This is a genomic window from Pseudomonas reidholzensis, from assembly GCF_900536025.1.
Taxonomy (GTDB): Bacteria; Pseudomonadota; Gammaproteobacteria; order Pseudomonadales; family Pseudomonadaceae; genus Aquipseudomonas; species Aquipseudomonas reidholzensis.
In genome coordinates, this window is record NZ_UNOZ01000035.1 from 60,620 (window position 1) to 77,700 (window position 17,081).

12 protein-coding genes and 1 tRNA gene are annotated in these 17,081 nt (G+C 66.1%); 8 read left to right on the plus strand and 5 right to left on the minus strand.

Translation table 11 applies throughout. The annotated features are described in order from the left end of the window. Positions 1 to 76: 76 nt before the first annotated feature. The 3 genes from CCOS865_RS24695 to CCOS865_RS24705 all read left to right on the plus strand — a co-directional run bounded on the left by CCOS865_RS24695 (position 77) and on the right by CCOS865_RS24705 (position 4,480). A complete protein-coding gene (locus tag CCOS865_RS24695) occupies positions 77 to 1,579 on the plus strand; it encodes a purine-cytosine permease family protein (RefSeq protein ID WP_119145802.1) in 1,503 nt (500 codons plus the stop codon). A 13-nt stretch (positions 1,580 to 1,592) separates the two neighbouring features. Next, positions 1,593 to 3,023: an aldehyde dehydrogenase family protein gene (locus CCOS865_RS24700; RefSeq protein ID WP_119145804.1), complete on the plus strand. Its 1,431-nt coding sequence runs from the start codon at positions 1,593 to 1,595 to the stop codon at positions 3,021 to 3,023. Between the two features lie 239 nt (positions 3,024 to 3,262). Continuing rightward, a complete protein-coding gene (locus CCOS865_RS24705) occupies positions 3,263 to 4,480 on the plus strand; it encodes a DUF3422 domain-containing protein (protein WP_119145806.1) in 1,218 nt (405 codons plus the stop codon). Between the two features lie 62 nt (positions 4,481 to 4,542). On the opposite strand, the gene CCOS865_RS24710 is transcribed toward CCOS865_RS24705, so the two are convergent. The 3 genes from CCOS865_RS24710 to CCOS865_RS24720 all read right to left on the minus strand — a co-directional run bounded on the left by CCOS865_RS24710 (position 4,543) and on the right by CCOS865_RS24720 (position 8,785). Continuing rightward, on the minus strand, positions 4,543 to 6,945 hold the full coding sequence (locus tag CCOS865_RS24710; protein WP_119145808.1) for a DUF3772 domain-containing protein: 2,403 nt from the start codon (positions 6,943 to 6,945) through the stop codon (positions 4,543 to 4,545). Positions 6,946 to 7,000: 55 nt separating this feature from the next. Then, positions 7,001 to 8,047, minus strand: a complete 1,047-nt coding sequence (gene ada / locus CCOS865_RS24715) for a bifunctional DNA-binding transcriptional regulator/O6-methylguanine-DNA methyltransferase Ada (RefSeq protein ID WP_119145810.1) — start codon at positions 8,045 to 8,047, stop codon at positions 7,001 to 7,003. Between the two features lie 105 nt (positions 8,048 to 8,152). After that, entirely contained in the window at positions 8,153 to 8,785 is a 633-nt protein-coding gene (locus CCOS865_RS24720) for a DNA-3-methyladenine glycosylase family protein (RefSeq protein WP_119145812.1), read from the minus strand. Positions 8,786 to 8,961: 176 nt separating this feature from the next. On the opposite strand from CCOS865_RS24720, the gene CCOS865_RS24725 reads away from it, so the two are divergent. From CCOS865_RS24725 to CCOS865_RS24735, 3 genes are all read left to right on the plus strand, one after another. Continuing rightward, on the plus strand, positions 8,962 to 9,477 hold the full coding sequence (locus tag CCOS865_RS24725; protein WP_119145814.1) for a sigma-70 family RNA polymerase sigma factor: 516 nt from the start codon (positions 8,962 to 8,964) through the stop codon (positions 9,475 to 9,477). Continuing rightward, on the plus strand, positions 9,464 to 10,420 hold the full coding sequence (locus CCOS865_RS24730) for a FecR domain-containing protein (protein WP_119145816.1): 957 nt from the start codon (positions 9,464 to 9,466) through the stop codon (positions 10,418 to 10,420). Before CCOS865_RS24725 ends, CCOS865_RS24730 begins: the two co-directional genes overlap by 14 nt. Before the next feature lie 95 nt (positions 10,421 to 10,515). Beyond that, entirely contained in the window at positions 10,516 to 12,990 is a 2,475-nt protein-coding gene (locus CCOS865_RS24735; RefSeq protein ID WP_119145818.1) for a TonB-dependent siderophore receptor, read from the plus strand. Between the two features lie 3 nt (positions 12,991 to 12,993). Here the strand turns inward: CCOS865_RS24735 and CCOS865_RS24740 are convergent, their stop codons facing one another. Together CCOS865_RS24740 and CCOS865_RS24745 are read right to left on the minus strand one after the other, a co-directional pair. Further along, a complete protein-coding gene (locus CCOS865_RS24740) occupies positions 12,994 to 14,154 on the minus strand; it encodes an MFS transporter (RefSeq protein WP_119145820.1) in 1,161 nt (386 codons plus the stop codon). A 361-nt stretch (positions 14,155 to 14,515) separates the two neighbouring features. After that, positions 14,516 to 15,730 (minus strand): MFS transporter, encoded by a 1,215-nt coding sequence (locus CCOS865_RS24745; RefSeq protein WP_119145822.1) that lies wholly within the window; start codon positions 15,728 to 15,730, stop codon positions 14,516 to 14,518. A 190-nt stretch (positions 15,731 to 15,920) separates the two neighbouring features. Here CCOS865_RS24745 and CCOS865_RS24750 point away from each other — a divergent pair, with 190 nt between their 5' ends. Continuing rightward, positions 15,921 to 16,844 carry a FecR family protein gene (locus tag CCOS865_RS24750; RefSeq protein ID WP_119145824.1) on the plus strand — a complete coding sequence of 308 codons (924 nt, stop codon included), beginning with the start codon at positions 15,921 to 15,923 and terminating at the stop codon, positions 16,842 to 16,844. Positions 16,845 to 16,940: 96 nt separating this feature from the next. Further along, positions 16,941 to 17,017 (plus strand) — tRNA-Met (locus CCOS865_RS24755). Positions 17,018 to 17,081: the final 64 nt, after the last annotated feature.

Here is a 17,081-nt window from a genome sequence, read left to right on the forward strand (position 1 = left end):
TGCCGCCACTGCCATCGCACCCACAACAGGGTCCGCGCCCTGCGCCGACCTACAACAACCGCGCTGGAGCACCCTCATGAGCCACTCGACCGGTATCGAGACCAATGGCGTCGAACAGATCCCCGCCGATCAACGCGACGCCTCCCCGCTGGACCTGTTCCGCCTGATCTTCGGCGGCGCCAACACCTTTGCCACCGCCGTGCTGGGCAGCTTTCCGGTGCTCTTCGGCCTGTCGTTCCAGGCCGGCGTCTGGGCGATCCTGCTGGGCGTCGGGATCGGCTCGCTGATCCTCGCGCCGATGGGCCTGTTCGGCGCGCTCAACGGCACCAACAACGCCGTATCGTCCGGCGCGCACTTCGGTGTGCACGGGCGCATCGTCGGCTCGTTCCTGTCGCTGCTGACCGCCGTGGCGTTCTTCTCGCTGTCAGTGTGGAGCTCGGGCGATGCCCTGGTCGGCGGCGCCAAGCGCCTGGCCGGGCTGCCGGAAACCGACCTGACCCTGGGCCTGGCCTACGGCCTGTTCGCGGTGCTGGTGCTGGTGGTGTGCATCTTCGGCTTCCGCTTCATGCTGTGGGTCAACAAGATCGCCGTGTGGGCCTCCAGCCTGCTGTTCCTGTTGGGCATCCTGGCCTTTGCCGGGCCGTTCGATGCCGGCTACGCCGGCAGCGTCAACCTTGGCCAGGCGGGGTTCTGGGCGGCATTCGTCGGCGCGGCCATCCTGGCCATGAGCAACCCGGTGTCGTTTGGCGCGTTTCTCGGCGACTGGTCGCGCTACATCCCGCGTGAAACGCCCAAGGCGCGCATCATGCTGGCGGTGATCGCCGCCCAGGTCGGGACCTTGATCCCGTTCCTGTTCGGCCTGTGCACCGCCACCCTGGTGGCCAGCCAGGCACCGGACTACATCGCCGCCAACAACTATGTCGGCGGGCTGCTGGCGATCTCGCCGAGCTGGTTCTTCCTGCCGGTGTGCCTGATCGCGGTGATCGGTGGCATGTCGACCGGCACCACCGCCTTGTATGGCACCGGCCTGGACATGTCCAGCGTGTTCCCACGGCTGCTCAGCCGCGCCGGCGCCACCCTGCTGATCGGCGTGGCGGCCATCGGCTTCATCTTCCTCGGCCGCTTCACCTTCAACCTGGTGCAGAGCGTGTCGACCTTCGCCGTGCTGATCATCACCTGCACCAGCCCGTGGATGGTGATCATGATCCTCGGCCTGATCACCCGCCGCGGCTTCTACCACGCCGACGACCTGCAGGTGTTCACCCGCGGTCAGCGGGGCGGCCACTACTGGTTCATGCACGGCTGGAACTGGCGCGGCATGGGCGCCTGGCTGCCCAGCGCGGCGGTCGGCCTGTGCTTCGTCAACCTGCCGGGGCAGTTCGTCGGGCCGCTCGGCGAACTGGCCGGCGGTATCGACCTGAGCCTGCCGGTGACCCTCGGCTGCGCCGCCCTGCTCTACCTGACCCTGCTCAACCTGTTCCCTGAACCTGCTGGCGTGTATGGCCCCAACGGCCCGCGCTGGGTGCGCTGCAAAAGCACCTCGCGCATGCCGGTAACCACTATCGCCGAAATCGCCTGACCGGAATCCGACCATGACCACACCTCACTACATCGACGGCCGCTGGGTCGAAGGCCAAGGCCACGACTGCATCAGCGTGCATGAGCCGGCGCTGGGCCTGCCGTTTGCCGAACTGATGTCGGCCAGCAGCGCCCAGGTCGACCAGGCCGTTGCCGCTGCCCGTCGCGCCTTACCCGCCTGGAAACAGACCTCGGCCGCCGAGCGCGCTGCGCTGTTGCGCGGCTTCGCCGAGCAGCTCGGGGCACGCCGCGAGGACCTGATCGCGCTGCAGATGCGCAACAACGGCAAGCCGCGCCACGAAGCCGAAATCGACCTGGACGATGCCGTGGCGACCTTCGCCTACTACGCCGACCTCGCTGAGCAACTGCCGGCGAAGAACCGCGACGTGCCGCTGGCCGTGCCGGGCTTCACTGCGCGCACGCGGCTCGAGCCCGTTGGCGTGGTCGGCCTGATCGTGCCGTGGAACTTCCCCCTGGTGACCAGCGCCTGGAAGCTCGCCCCGGCCCTGGCGGCGGGCTGCACCGTGGTGCTCAAGCCTTCTGAAGTGACGCCACTGATCGAGCAGGCCTACGGCCAGATCGCCGAGCAGCTCGGCCTGCCCGCGGGCGTGCTGAACATCGTCAACGGCAAGGCCGAGACCGGCGCTGCGCTGAGCGGCCATAACGGCCTCGACAAGCTGTCGTTCACCGGCAGCAACGGCGTCGGCAGCCAGGTCATGCGCGCCTCGGCGGTGCAGTGCCGGCCGGTAACACTGGAGCTGGGCGGCAAGTCGGCGATTGTCGTGTTCGACGATTGCGACGTCGACCAGGCCGTGGAGTGGATCGTCGCCGGCATCACCTGGAATGCCGGGCAGATGTGCTCGGCGACGTCGCGCCTGTTGGTCCAGGATGGCATTGCCGATGCCCTGCTGGCGCGCTTGCAGGATGCGCTGGAGACGATCCAGGTGGGTAACCCGCTGACCGAAGACGTGCAGATGGGCCCGCTGACCAGCCAGGCACAGTGGCTGAAGGTGGCGGGCTACTTTGCCACCGCGCGTGAAGAGGGTCTGAAGTGCCTGGCCGGCGGTAAGGCGCTGGACCGTGACGGCTGGTTCGTCAGCCCGACGCTGTATGTGGATGTGCCCCAGAGCAGCCGCCTGTGGGTGGAGGAGATCTTTGGCCCGGTGCTGTGTGCCCGGCGCTTCTCGAGCGAGCAGCAGGCCATTGCCCAGGCCAACGACAGCCGTTTCGGCCTGGTCGCCACCGTGTGCTCGGCCGACCTGGAGCGCGCCGAGCGCGTGGCCGACGCACTGGAGGTTGGCCATGTATGGATCAACTCGGTGCAGGCGGTGTTCGTCGAAACCTCGTGGGGTGGCACCAAGGGCAGCGGGATCGGCCGTGAGCTTGGGCCTTGGGGGTTGTCCGCCTATCAGTCGGTGAAGCATGTGACGCGTTGCCTGGAGTAAACACGATACCCGGTAACCTCTGAGCCCCTTGCTGGCAATTGCCACAGGGGGCTTTTGCTATCCGCCGCACTGTCACGTCAGCGCAGCGAGCGCATCATGGTTTTCGGCGACAGGTCAGGACAGAACCCTGCGCGCTTGGCGCGCTATACCGCACTTTCCCACGTTGGTGACTTTTCCCCGCGGTCGTAGAGTCCCACTACCTGGTACCCCCACAATCACAACACCAGGCCGGACCACCCATGCACCCTCAACGCACCGCCTTGCACAACGAATTGCACGCCCGCCCGTCGCTGTACTTCGACGGCCCGGCGCATGTCTTCCACCTGGCCCTGCTCGGCGCTGACGCGGCCTGCACCGCGCTGCTGCAACGCTGCTGCCCGGAGGCGTGCGACCCGCACGCGGCGCAGGGCATCACCGAGCTGGACGGCCACCCGTTCAAATGGGAACGGCACACCGAGTTCTTCACCCTGACCCTGGTCGTGCCCTGCACCGCCGCCGCCGACGACTGGCAGGCGCTACCGCCGGTGCTGGCCGAGGCGATCGCGCCACAGTCGGCCGAGGTGATCAACGCGGTGCAGGTGCTGGTGCGCGACGAGCAGGATCTGGACTTGGGCCGCCTCGGCTTCAAGGACCCCTGCGGCTCCTGCGTCGGCGGCGGCGATGCGGTGGTCTGGAGTGATTTTCGCCTCACCGAAGACGGCACCAACCGCTTCCTGTTCATCAACCGCCGGCTCAATGCCTACCGCCAGGGCCGGATGATCCGGCGCCTGCTGGAGATCGAGACGTACCGCATGATGGCCTCGCTGGCCTTGTCCACGGCCAAGGCACTGAGCCAGGAGCTGGACGCGTTCGACAAGACCCTGGTGAGCCTCTCCGAGCGCAGTGCCAGCGTTGCCGGCCATGACTCCAAGGCCTTGCTCGAAGCGATCGCGCACCTGTCGCGGCAGGTGGTCAGCCGCACGGTGAAGACCCGCCACCGCTTCGGCGCCACCCAGGCGTATGCGCAACTGGTGTTCGAACGCCTGGGCGAATTGCGCGAGAGCCATGTCGGCGACTGCCAGCGGCTGGGGGTGTTCATCGAACGGCGCTTCAAGCCGACCGTGCGCTACTGCTCGGCCACCGAGCAACGGCTGGAGCAACTGGCGAAGAACGTGGCCAACCTGGGCGACCTGCTGCAGGCGCGGGTGCAGGTGGAAATGGAAGAGCAGAACGCGCAGATCCTCGGCAGCCTGAATGCCCGGGCCGATGCGCAGGTAAAGATCCAGCGTGCGGTGGAAGGGCTGTCGATCATCGCCATCACCTATTACCTGCTGAACCTGTTCAAGCTGCTGTACGGTGGGCTGAATGTGCTCGGGGCGGGCTTGGCGGCGCGCGATGCGCTGCTGGGGATGACGCCGGCGGTGGTGCTGGTGTTGCTGGTGATCCTGCTGCGGATCAGGCAGGCCAAGCAGCACTGAACCTGCGTGCAACCTGTCGAGGACAAGCCTGCTCAACGAAGCGGGCTTGCCCTCGGTCAGGCTTACGCCGGCTCGTCGGCCGGGCGTGGCGCTTCCTGCACCAGCACCATGCTCTGCGGCGAAGACAACTCGATGCCCGCCTCGCGCAAGCGCGCCAGCACGGTGAACAGCAGGTCACTGCGCGTCGACGAGACCTGCCGCGGCCCCGCCACATAGCCACTGACACTCAACACCATGCCACTCGCGGTGAGGTCCTTGAAGGTCACCGACGGTGTCGGCGCATCGAGGATCGCCTCGTGCTCGGCATAGGCCGCGAGCAACAGCTCGCGGACCTGGCTCGGGTCGCTCTCCAGCGGCAGGGTCAGGCTGATGCCGACCACGCCCAGGGCGTTGCCCATGGTCACGTTGCGCACGTTCTGCGAGATGAACTGCGAGTTCGGCACGATCACCGTCGAACGGTCGGACATCTGGATCTCGGTGGCCCGTACGTTGATTCGGCGGATGTCACCTTCGACACCGGCCAGGCTGACCCAGTCGCCCACCTTGACCGGACGCTCGGTCAGCAGGATCAGGCCAGAGATGAAGTTCTGGACGATCTGCTGCAAGCCGAAACCGATACCCACCGACAGCGCACTGACCACCCAGGTCAGGCTGGTCAGGTTGATGCGCAGGGTCGACATCACCAGCATGGCCAGGAACAGGAAGCCCAGGTAACCGACCAGGGTCACCAGCGAGGCACGCATGCCGGCGTCCATGTCGGTCTCGGGCAGCAGGCGATCGCTCAGCCAGCGCTTGACCACGCGGATGGCGAGCAAACCACCGAGGAACATGCCCAACGCCAGGAAGATATCCTGCGGGACGATGTTCAGGTTGCCCAGTACCTTGCCGCCGCTGCCGTCCCAGTCTGCCAGGCTCAGCAGCAGCTCACCCGGGCTGGTGCCCGAAGGCATGAACGCCAGCAAGGCGGCACCGAACAGCAGCAGGGTGCGGCCGATGCCCGCCAGGATGGTGCTGGCCTGGGCCTGGTGACGCTGGGCCAGGCCCAGCGCCGAGGCCAGCGCCAGGCCACCGGGCTGACGCGGCGAGAGCAGGGTTTCGCAGAGGTCGCCGAACACCGTGACGAGCAGGTAGGCACAGGTCGCCACCACGCTGATCCACAGCAGCTTGGCGATCAGGAAGTACGCCAGCGTCAGGTAGCCCGTGAGCAGCGCCAGCACGACCAGGCCAATCCAGATCACACCGACGAACGGTATCAGCCCGGCCAACCCTGAAGGCCGCGCCAGGCCGTGCAAGCGGCGGGTGCGCCGGTAGCGCACCAGCGCTGCGGCAAAGATCGCCGCCACCACCAGTGCGGTCAGGCCGTTGGTGGCCAGGGTCAGCGCCAGGCTGGTGCCGATCACGCTGTTGATCCGCTCCTGGGTGAGCAGCACCATCAGCGCCAGCGCCAGCAGTTTAGGGAACCAGCCAAGCGCGCTAGCCACTTCATCCGGGATCGGCGGCAGGCGCCAGGACGGGCGCTGCAGCATCAGCATGGCGCGCCCGAGGCCGGTAATGAAGGCGCTGAAGACCACCAGGGTGAGCACATGGTTGATCAGGCTGGCGATGTCGGTGCCCAGATCAGCACTGGTTTCCAGGCCCCAACGGACCAGCGACACCGACCCTGCGATAGTCGCCAGGGTCGCCAGGCTGACGCTCAGGGCGAGGGCACTGCGGCGCAGGCGGCCTTCCGGCAGCCAGCGGATCATCGCGTCGGCCAGCAGCCGCTCGAGCAGCCGCCGGACCAGGGTCCAGACCAGCAGGGCCGCCACCAGGCTGGTGATGAACAACCAGCGGTTTTCGGCGCTGAAGGCACTGGCGAGCGCATCCGCAGCCTCGCCACGCAGGGCGCGCAGGCGGGCCACGTCGTCGTCGGTCGGGCGAATGAAGCTCGACCAGAACGCCGGGCTCAACGGGCTCGCGGCGCGGCTGGTGATCTGCGAGTTGAACTGGCTACGGCGCAGGTTGACGATCTGCGTCGACAGGTCACGCGCCGACTGGGTCAGTTGGGTGGCGGTCTGTTGCTGATCGGTCAGCGACTTCTTGTCCCTGGTCAGTTGCTGACGCTGCCGGGTAATGCTGTCGGCTTCATCCGGCAAGACCGGGCCGAGCACCTTGAGCTGATCGTCCAGGCGCTCCAGGTCGGTGGTGCGCAACGCGACAAGAGCATCCGCCTGACGCTGGACCTGCATGGCCGCTTGACGCAGCTGCGAGAGCTGATCGTCATTGGCGTTGCTGCTGACCCCCTGGCGAATCTGGTCGAGCCGGTCACTCAACTGCTCGACGCTGGCGTTCTCGTCCAGCGCGGCCATTTCGCCGGCCAGCAATTGCGACACAGGCGTAGCGCCCGCCGACCAGGCCGGCGTGGCTACCCACAAGAGCAGGGCGAAAATCCCCACACACAAACGGTCAAGGCTTACACGCCTCATCGAATTCCCCTATTTACAGACACTGCAGGCGGGGAATTCTACGCTGCTCACGGGCTCAGGTGAGTGCCGTTTCTCGGTCGAGCAGCTGCCGCTTGCGTTCGACACCCCAGCGGTAGCCGCTGATATCGCCATCGCGCCGCACCACACGGTGGCAGGGGATGGCCACCGCAATACGGTTGGCCGCGCAGGCCAGCGCCACGGCGCGCACCGCCTTGGGCGCGCCGATGCGCTCGGCGACCTCGCTGTAGCTGACCCGGCAGCCCGCCGGCACTTCGCGCAGGGCTTGCCAGACGCGCTCCTGAAACGCCGTGCCCTGCACGTCCAGTGGCAGGTCCAGGCCGAGCGCCGGGTGCTCGACGAAGCCAACCACCTCGGCAACCAACTGCTCATACCCCGCATCACCGCCGATCAGTTGCGCCTTGGGGAACTGATCCTGCAATTGCTCGAGCAGCGTTTGCGGGTCGTCGCCGAGCAGAATCGCGCAAATCCCCCGCTCGCTCTGTGCTACCAGAATGGCACCGAGCGAACATTGGCCGAGGGCGAATCGGACAGTCGCGCCGGCACCGCCTGCGCGAAATTGCCTGGGGCGCATGCCGAGGCGCTGGCCGGCGCTCTGGTAAAAACGGCTGTTGGAGTTGTAGCCGGCGTCGTAGAGGGCGTCAGTGACTGTCGTGGCCGGGTCGCCGAGACGCTCTCGCAGGCGCTGGGCGCGAAACGCCGAGGCATACGCTTTCGGCGTCAGGCCGGTTTCAGCCTTGAACAGGCGGTGCAGGTGAAAGGGGCTGACGCTGAGCTCGGTACCCAACTGGTCGAGGCTGGGGGCGGTTTCGCTGGCCTCGAGCAGGCGGCAGGCGCGGGCGATCAATGCGGTACGCCGGGCGCCACTGCTGCAGCGTTGGCAGGCACGGTAGCCGGCGGCTTCAGCGGCGGCCGGATCGGGGTAGAAGGCGACGTTCTCGCGTTTGGCCAGACGCGACCTGCAGCCGGGATGGCAGTAGATGCCGGTACTGCGCACGGCGTAGACGAAGTGCCCGGCGGCAGCGCTATCGCGGCTTTGTACGGCGAGCCAACGGTCGGCGTCGGTGACGTAGGCGGGCTTCATCGGGTGACTCCTTGCTGAGCAGAGCGCTGAGCCTGACATCCACGGCCCAGCGGTTCACTCTCAATCTTGCGCCTGTATTCAGTCAGGGATCCTGAAGCGGCTCGGTCACCCGACAGCGCGCCACAGGTACCAGGCAGCCACCGTACGGTGCGGGCTCCACCCGGCAGCCAATGCGCGCATCTGCGCGGGGGTCGGGGCTTTTTCCAGGCCCTTGATCCGGCGATAGCCTTCACGCACGCCAAAATCGTCCACCGGCAGGATGTCCGACCGCTCCAGGCAGTACATCAGCAGCATCTCCACCGTCCACCGGCCGACCCCGCGCAAGGTCACCAGCCGCTCGATCAGCACATCGTCATGCAAGCTCAGCGCCTCGTCGCGGCTGGGCACGAGCCCGTCAAGACGGGCCTTGGCAATCCCCTGCACAGTCGACAGCTTGCTCGCGGAGAAACCACACGCGCGCAGTGCCTCAGGCGTGGTCGCCACCAGCTGCGCCGGGCTGGGAAACGCCGTATCGGGATACAGCGCCAGCATTCGCCCAAGGATCGCCTCGGCCGCACGCGCATGCAGTTGCTGGTAGGCAATCGCCCGCACCAGGGCTTCATACGGCTCACGCCCCGGGGTCGCCTGATGCAGGCACGGCCCGGTCACGGCGATATGCCGCGCCCAGTCCGGATCGAGCCCGGCAAGATAGCCGGCGGCCTCGTGCAAGGCCGCGGGCGAAAGGTCAGCGAGGATCATCCACGGCTACCTGCGCAGTACGCCAAGCCCTCATCTTAGCCCAGCCCTGCTACGAGCAAACGCCGAATCATGCGCGAGAATTTTCTGGTATGCCATTGCCCTCGAGTAGCCACCCCGCCTAGAATTGAGAACGATTAACAAACGCACTTCCATCCAGGATCAGGGCCGTTGCTACGATGCAGATGAACGACATGCTCAAGCCGGCCGAGGTCGATCTGCTCTATCAAACCCATCACGCGTGGCTGCGCGGTTGGCTGCGGGCACGCGTCGACTGCCGGGAAAACGCCGCCGACCTGGCCCAGGACACGTTTGTCCGGCTGCTTCGCGCGCGTCAGGCATCGCCACTGAAGGAGCCCCGTGCCTACCTCAGCAGCATCGCCCGCGGCCTGATGATCGACCAGTTTCGTCGCCGCGCCCTCGAGCGCGCCTACCAGGAGAGCCTGGCCAGCCTGCCCGAATGCGAAGCGCCCAGTGAAGAACACCGCCTGCTCATCCTCGATACCCTCGAACGCCTCGATGCGGCCCTGCACCGGCTCAAGCCACGGGTGCGCCAGGCGTTTCTGCTGGCGCAGCTGGATGGCCTGAGCATCGCCCGGATCGCCGAGCGCCTGGACGTCTCCCGGGCGACCGTCGAGCGCGACCTGGCCAAGGCCCTCGGCGTCTGCTACCGGTTGCGCTATGCCGACGCCTGAGCGTAACCCCGCGCAGGCCCAGGTCGACCAGGCGATCGACTGGCTGGTGAAGCTGCGTTTCGATGAGCCCAGCGCACGCACCGAACGCCAGTTCCAGCAGTGGCTGGCCAGCCACCCGCACAATGCCCTGGCCTGGCAGCGGGTGAGCAGCCTCAGCGACGAACTGGCGGGCCTGCCCGGCGACCTCAGCCGACGCACCCTCGACAGCAGCCAGCGCCAGCGCATCGGCCGCCGCGATCACCTCAAGCTGCTCGCCGTGCTGGCCGTCGGAGGCAGCTTCGCCTGGGCCGCCCGCGAGCCGCTCGGGTTGCCAGCCCTGCTGGCCGACAGCCGCACCGGCACCGGCGAGCGGCGTGACCTGCAAGGCAGCGACGGCAGCCGCATCCAGCTCAACACCGACAGCGCCATCGACTTGCGCTACAGCGTCGAGCAGCGCTTGCTGACGCTGGTCCGGGGCGAGATGACCCTGGACAGCAACGCCGACGACAACCGGCCCTTCCTGATCGATACCCGGATCGGCGCCTTGAGCACCCGCGACGGCCAGTTGTTGCTGCGCGAAACCGATCACGGCCTGTTGCTCGCCGTGCGTCGGGGCGAAGTGACGCTGTTACCCGCCTCTGCCCCGCTACGCCAGGTGCGCGCGGGCGAAATGGTTGAGGTCTCGGCGTCGGGCAGCTTGCAGCCCGCTGTCCTGCATGGCGACCCGTGGGGCTGGACCGACGGCGTGCTGAGCGTCCAGCAGATGCCCCTGGGCGAGTTCGTCAGCGAGCTGGCACGGTACCGCCCAGGCGTAGTGCGCTGTGCACCGCAGGTGGCGCAGCTCAAGGTGTCCGGTACCTATCAGCTGGCCGACAGCGAGCACATCCTGCTGCTGCTCGCGCGCAGCCTGCCGGTGCGCGTCGACTACCGCACGCGTTACTGGGTGAGCATCGACGCCGCCTGAAGCACACGCAAAAAAAATGAGGTGGATGCTCATACTCGCTCGGCCTGAAGGAACAAAGCCCGAAAAGTGGTCTTAACAACCTTCAGGAGCGCGTCATGATTCACCCCTGTTCCCCCCGCAACGACAGGCTGCGCCATGCCATGCGCGCCGCCCTGCTCGGCCTCAGCCTGAGCGCCAGCTGCGCCATTGCGCTACCGGCCCAGGCGGCAGCCGCCAGCCACAGCCAGCAGGTCGACTGGAACATCGCCGCCGGCCCGCTGGCCACCGCGCTGGACCAGATGGCCCGCCAGGGCGGCTTGAACCTGTCGTTCGATGCGAACAGCCTGCAAGGCAAGACCACCCGCGGCGTCCAAGGCCGCCATGACAGTGCCCAGGCCTTGTCGATCGTGCTGCAGGGCAGCGATGTGCAGGTCCAGCAGGAGAGCGACAAGAGCTTTCTGCTGATCCCGGCAGTGGATGCGGGCAGCGCGCTGGAGCTGGGTGCGACCAGCATCTCCAGCGATCGCCTGGGCGAGACCACCGAAAACAGCGGGTCCTACACCACCGGTGCGGTGACCATCGGCAAGACCCCGCAAAGCCTTCGTCACACCCCGCAGTCGGTAACGGTGGTCACTCGCCAGCGTATCGACGACCAGAACATCACCAACCTCACCAACTTGCTCGAGCAGACGCCCGGCGTGGTGGTGAACATGACCGACAGCGAGCGCGTGCAGTACTACTCGCGCGGCTACTCGATCGACGCCATCCAGTATGACGGGGCCACCGTGGTGCAGAGCAGCGGCGGTGGTTCATTCATCCAGAGCGACTCGGCGATCATCGACCGCGCCGAAATTCTCCGCGGTGCCACCGGCATGCTGCGCGGCGCCGGCAACCCATCCGGCACGGTCAACCTGGTGCGTAAACGACCCACTGCGCAGTTCCAGGGCGAAGGCAGCGTGACCCTCGGCTCGTGGGATGCCCAACGCTACGTCGCCGACCTGTCCGGCCCACTGACCGAAACCGGCAACGTGCGCGGCAGGGTCATCGCCGTGCATGACGACAAGGACCACTTCCAGGCGTCGCGCAAGGAGCGCAAGGATGTCTTCTACGGGGTCCTGGCCTTCGACCTGAACGACAGCACCACGCTGACCACCGGGCTGGAATGGACCCAGCTGGACGCCACCGGCGCCTGGGGCAACCTGCCCGCCGATTACGACGGCTCGCCACTGCCACTGAGCCGCAGCACCTACCTGGGCGCCGACTGGAACCGTTGGGACCGCAGCAACCTGCAGACCTTCGCCGAACTCGAGCATCGCTTCGACAACGACTGGACGCTCAAGCTGATGGCGCAACGCACTCACTTCGAGCTCGACGACCATGGCTTCAAGCAGACGTATTTCAGCCGCGCCGGGGCGAACGTCAACCCGACCAACAACCCATACCTGATGAGCTATCAAGTCACCGAAGGCGACGGCGGCGAAAGTATCCAGAACAACCTCAGCGCTACGCTCAACGGCCCTTTCGAGCTGTTGGGCCGCAGCCATGAACTGGTGCTCGGGGTCGAGCGTATCCGCAATGACTCGTATGCCTCTGCTACCCAATTCACCGCCTCGGGGCTGTTCGACATCCGCGAGTGGGACCCCAAGACCAGCCTCGCCGAGCCGAGTATTGATATCACCGCCCACCCGGTGCGCACCCGCACGACCCAGGAAGCCGCCTACGCCACGTGGCGGATCTCCCTCGCAGACCCATTGACCGCGATCATCGGGGCGCGCAGCAACTGGTACGACTACGAGCAGGAAAACAACCTCAAGTCCAACGGCACGTTCAGTATCGATAACGAGATCGTGCCGTACGCGGCCTTGATCTACGACCTCAACGACCACTTCAGCACCTACGCCAGCTATACCGAAATCTTCAACCCGCAGACCGCCACTGACGTCAGTGGCTCGGTGCTTGCGCCGACGACCGGCGAAGCCTACGAGACCGGCATCAAGGGCGAGTTCTATGACGGCCGCCTGAATACCTCGCTGGCGTTTTTCCGCATCTATCAGGTCGGCAATGCCCTGGATGACCTCAGCGGCCCCAACCCGTGCCCGCCCAACTACACCAGTGGCTATTGCAAGGTGGCCTCCGGCAAGAACCGCAGCCAGGGCTTCGAGCTGGAAATCTCCGGCGAGGTACTGCCTGGCTGGAACGTCAGCGGCGGTTACACCTACAACGCCACCAAGCAGTTGAAGGACACGCTGAGCAATACCGGCAATGCGATCCGCACGACCGACCCCAAGCGCATGCTGCGCCTGTTCACCAGCTATCGCCTGCCCGGTGAGCTGGAGGCCTGGACCGTCGGCGGCGGCGTACAGGCACAAAGCGACATCTACAATCGCAGCGGCAGCGCCGTGGCCACGCAGTCGGGGTACGCGGTCTACAACGCCATGGTCAACTACCGGTTCAACGAGCATTACTCCTTGCAGTTGAACGCCAACAACCTGTTCGACAAGCAGTACTACCGCCAGGTCGCTCCGACTCCGACGGGCTACTACTGGGGTGATCCGCGCAATGTGTCGGTGAGCCTGCGCGGGCGCTTCTGAGCCTCACTCCACCGCAGCGTTCAACTTCCCCGCCCGGCGATACGACTGCCGGGCGAAACAGACGAACAACCCCGCCATCAGCGCCAACGCCATCGGCAGCCCATGCGGCGCCACCCCCATCGCCGCGCCGCTGACCAACGGCCCGACCAGGCTGCCCACCCCCCACAGCAAGCCGACGCTGGCATTCGCCGTGACCAGGTCGCGGCCCTTGAAACGCTGGCCGATCAGCACCAGCGCCAAGGTATAGATACCCCCGGCCACCGCCCCCAACAGCACCAGCATCGGCCACAACAACCAGGTCATCTGCAGTAACCACGGCAAGCCCACCCCGATCGCCATCGCCAGCACACCGCACACCAGGTGCAGGCCGGTGCGCTCGACCCGGTCGGCCAACCAGCCCAGGGGCAGCTGGAACAGCATGTCGCCGGCAAATACCACGGTGACCATCAGCGCCGCCACCGCCACGGCGAAGCCATGGCTGCTGGCATACACCGGCAGCAACGACAGCACCACCGCATCGAAGAAGGAGAAGAACAGCACCGCCACGCACAGCGCCGGGGCGACGCGGAAGAAACCGGCCAGCGTGAAGCTCTTGTCGCCCTCCTCGCCATGCTCGACGTGATCGTTGGGCACGGTCAGCACGATGCACAGCAGCGCCAGGCCATAGCAGCCGGTGACCACGCCCGTGACCCACGGGCTGTGAGCACCGACCAGCGCCAGCATCGCCGGGCCGAGGACCTGAAAGCCGGTGAAGCTGGTGGCGTACAGGGCCATGATCTTGCCGCGGTTGTGCTCCGGGCACAGTTCGTTGACCCACGACTCGCCGAGGATGATCGCGATGCCCATACCCAGGCCCAGGCCGAGGCGCAGCACGGCCAGCAGCCAGATCGAGGAAAACGCCCACTCGAGCAGCCCGATGCTCAAGGTGCACAGGCTGAAGCACAGCAGGTAGATGGTGCGCCGGGTCAGGTGCCGGCAGCAGGCATCGACCAGAAACGCCGAGAGCATCATGCCCGCGGCCGGGATCGCCGAGACCACGCCGATCTCGAAGGTGCTCGCGCCGGCCTCGTGCAGGCGCAACGATACCAGCGGCAGGCTCGCCCCCAGGCTGAAACCCACCACTGAGACGGCGAACAGAAGGCCCGCCAGCAAACGCATGTTCATGTACCCACTCCTTGCACGCCGACACGGTGGCACTCGCGGCCACGGTCGGCTGAAACCCTGAAAGATGTTCGAGCGCAGGCGCCCTGGGTCACGCCGGGGAGGCGATGAGCACAGGCACGCAGATCAGTTCAGGGGGAGGTGTGGCGAGAAGGTGAAGGCGAACAGCACGCTGCGTCGACGCTTGAGCACCGTGTCGCTCGGCCAGGCACGACGACAGGCCTGGGCTGCAGGCTGGCGGGCTTGGAGGAGACGCTGACTACGGCGCATTGCATCGACTACGCAGGTTGAGGAGGAGGCGGCACTCTAGGCCAAGGCTGCTTGCGCCGTCAATTGCCGGGGCCGCAAAGCGGCCCCGACGGTTTCAACGTTTGCCCGTCGACGGCAGCAACACCGCCAGCAGGCCAAACAACGGCAGGTACGAGCACAACCCGTAGACGTACTCGATGCCGCGCAGGTCCGCCACATAGCCCAGCAGCGCCGCGCCGATCCCGCCAAAGCCGAACATCAGGCCAAAGAAGATCCCGGCGATCATGCCGACATTGCCCGGCACCAGCTCCTGGGCGTACACGACAATGGCGGAGAACGCCGAGGCCAGGATAAAGCCGATCACCACGCTGAGCACGGTGGTCCAGAACAGGTCGGCATACGGCAGCGCCAGGGTGAACGGCGCCACCCCGAGGATCGAGAACCAGATCACCGCCTTGCGCCCGATACGGTCACCGATCGGCCCGCCAAAGAAGGTCCCCGCCGCCACCGCACCGAGGAACAGGAACAGGTGCAACTGCGAACTGGCCACCGACAGGTCGAACTTCTCGATCAGGTAGAAGGTGAAGTAGCTGGTGAAGCTGGCCATGTAGAAGTACTTGGAGAACACCAGCAGGCCAAGCACGGCCAAGGCTGCGAACACCCGCCGGGGCGACAGGCCGTGGGTCGCCTGCACGGCTTTGCGTGCCTTCGCCTGGTTGAGGTGCTCCTTGTACCAGCGGCGCAGCAACAAGGTCACGCCGAAGAAGAACAGCGCCGCCAGGCCGAACCAGGCGACATGCGTCTGGCCGAACGGAATGACGATGGCCGCCGCCAGCAGCGGGCCGAACGCCGAGCCGGCGTTACCGCCGACCTGGAAGGTCGACTGGGCCAGGCCAAACCGTCCACCGGAGGCCAACCGGGCGATCCGCGAGGTTTCCGGGTGGAAGGTCGAGGAGCCGATGCCGACCAGCGCCGAGGCCAGCAGGATCATCGGGAAGCTGCCGACAAACGCCAGCATGACGATCCCCACCAGCGTGCACAGGGTGCCCAGCGGCAGCAGGTTCGGCGTCGGCCGCTTGTCGGTGTAGAAGCCCACCCAGGGCTGCAGCAGCGAAGCGGTGATCTGGAAGGTCAGGGTGATCAGGCCGATCTGGGTAAAGCTCAGGTCATAGTTGGCCTTGAGCATCGGGTAGATGGCCGGCAGCACCGACTGGATCAGGTCATTGATCAGATGCGCCAGGGCGCAGAAGCCGATGATACGCATCACCAACGGGTTGGCGCCTTGGGCAGCCGCCGCGCTGGTGGTGGTCTGGGTACTACTGATGGCCATGGGCTGGGTATCCGTCCGCGGGTTTGGGATCCGATTATCGGGAAACAAATAGATACATAGCTAGCTTTTTTGCCACCTGTCCGCCACACACTTGTAAATGGTTCTCAATATATTTAGCATCCATGGCACATTGCCCCGCCCACAGTGGGCGGCTTCGCCTCTCTCGCGAGCAGACCGATCCATGAGCCCGATGCCCGCCCTGCAGCGCCAGCCCGATCCCGAACGCGAGGCGCTGGAATGGTTTTCCCTGCTGCGCCAGCCCGGTGGCGACGAGCAGCAACGCCGCGCATTTGCCGACTGGTGCCAGGTGCCCGAAAACGCCCGGGCCTATGCTGAGCTCGAAGCCTACTGGCAGCAGCTCAAGCCGCCTGCGGCCAGGCCTCGCCCGCGCCTGCTGAAGACCCGCCGCAGCCACATGGGCAAGGTATTGGCAGCGCTGTTCCTGCTCGGCCTGGCGGCCCTCGCCTGCCTCTACTGGCCCCTCATGCAACGTCTGGCCAGTGAGCTGCACACCGCCAGCGGCGAGCGCCGCAGCGTGCGCCTGGCCGACGGTTCGACGATGCACCTGGACAGCGCCAGCGCGATGAATGTCGACCTGCGTGGGCGCACCCGTCAGTTGCACCTGGTGCAAGGGCAGGTCTACCTGGAGGTCATGCTCGACGGCCGCGCCATGGAGGTGCAGGTCGACGACGCGCGCATCCAGGTGTTCGGCACCCGCCTGATGATCGCCCGTACCGCCGAGCATGATGAACTGGTGGTGCTCAACGGCAAGGCCATGGTCATCCAGGGTGGCGACCAGCGCCTGGTCTCGGCCGGCGAACGGGTGACCTTCACCGACAGCCGCATCGATGCCGTGCAGAAGATCGACGTCAAACGCGCCGATGCCTGGCGCAGCGGCCACCTGCTGGCCAAGGACCAACCCCTCGACCAAGTGCTGGAACGCCTGGCCGGGTATGGCGGCCGCCGTGTCTGGCTGATGGACGAGCAGACCGCCTACCGGCGTGTCAGCGGTGAGTTCAACCTGGACCGCCCGGCCGAGAGCCTGGACAAGCTGGCCGCCGAGCAGCAATTGCAGCTGCATGACGTGTTCGGGCAATGGCTGATCGTGCGCTGAACCCGGTGTTCCAGGCTAAGCATTTGAAACCGTGTAAATTTTTTTTGAAATGAGTGTTGACAGAGGGGCGTTTCAAGCGAATAATGCGCGCCAGTTGGCTACATAGCTCAGTTGGTTAGAGCATAGCATTCATAATGCTGGGGTCCGGGGTTCAAGTCCCTGTGTAGCCACCAACTTCGAAAAAGGGCTTACCGCAAGGTAGGCCCTTTTTCTTTGCCTGCGATAAAGCAGGCCACG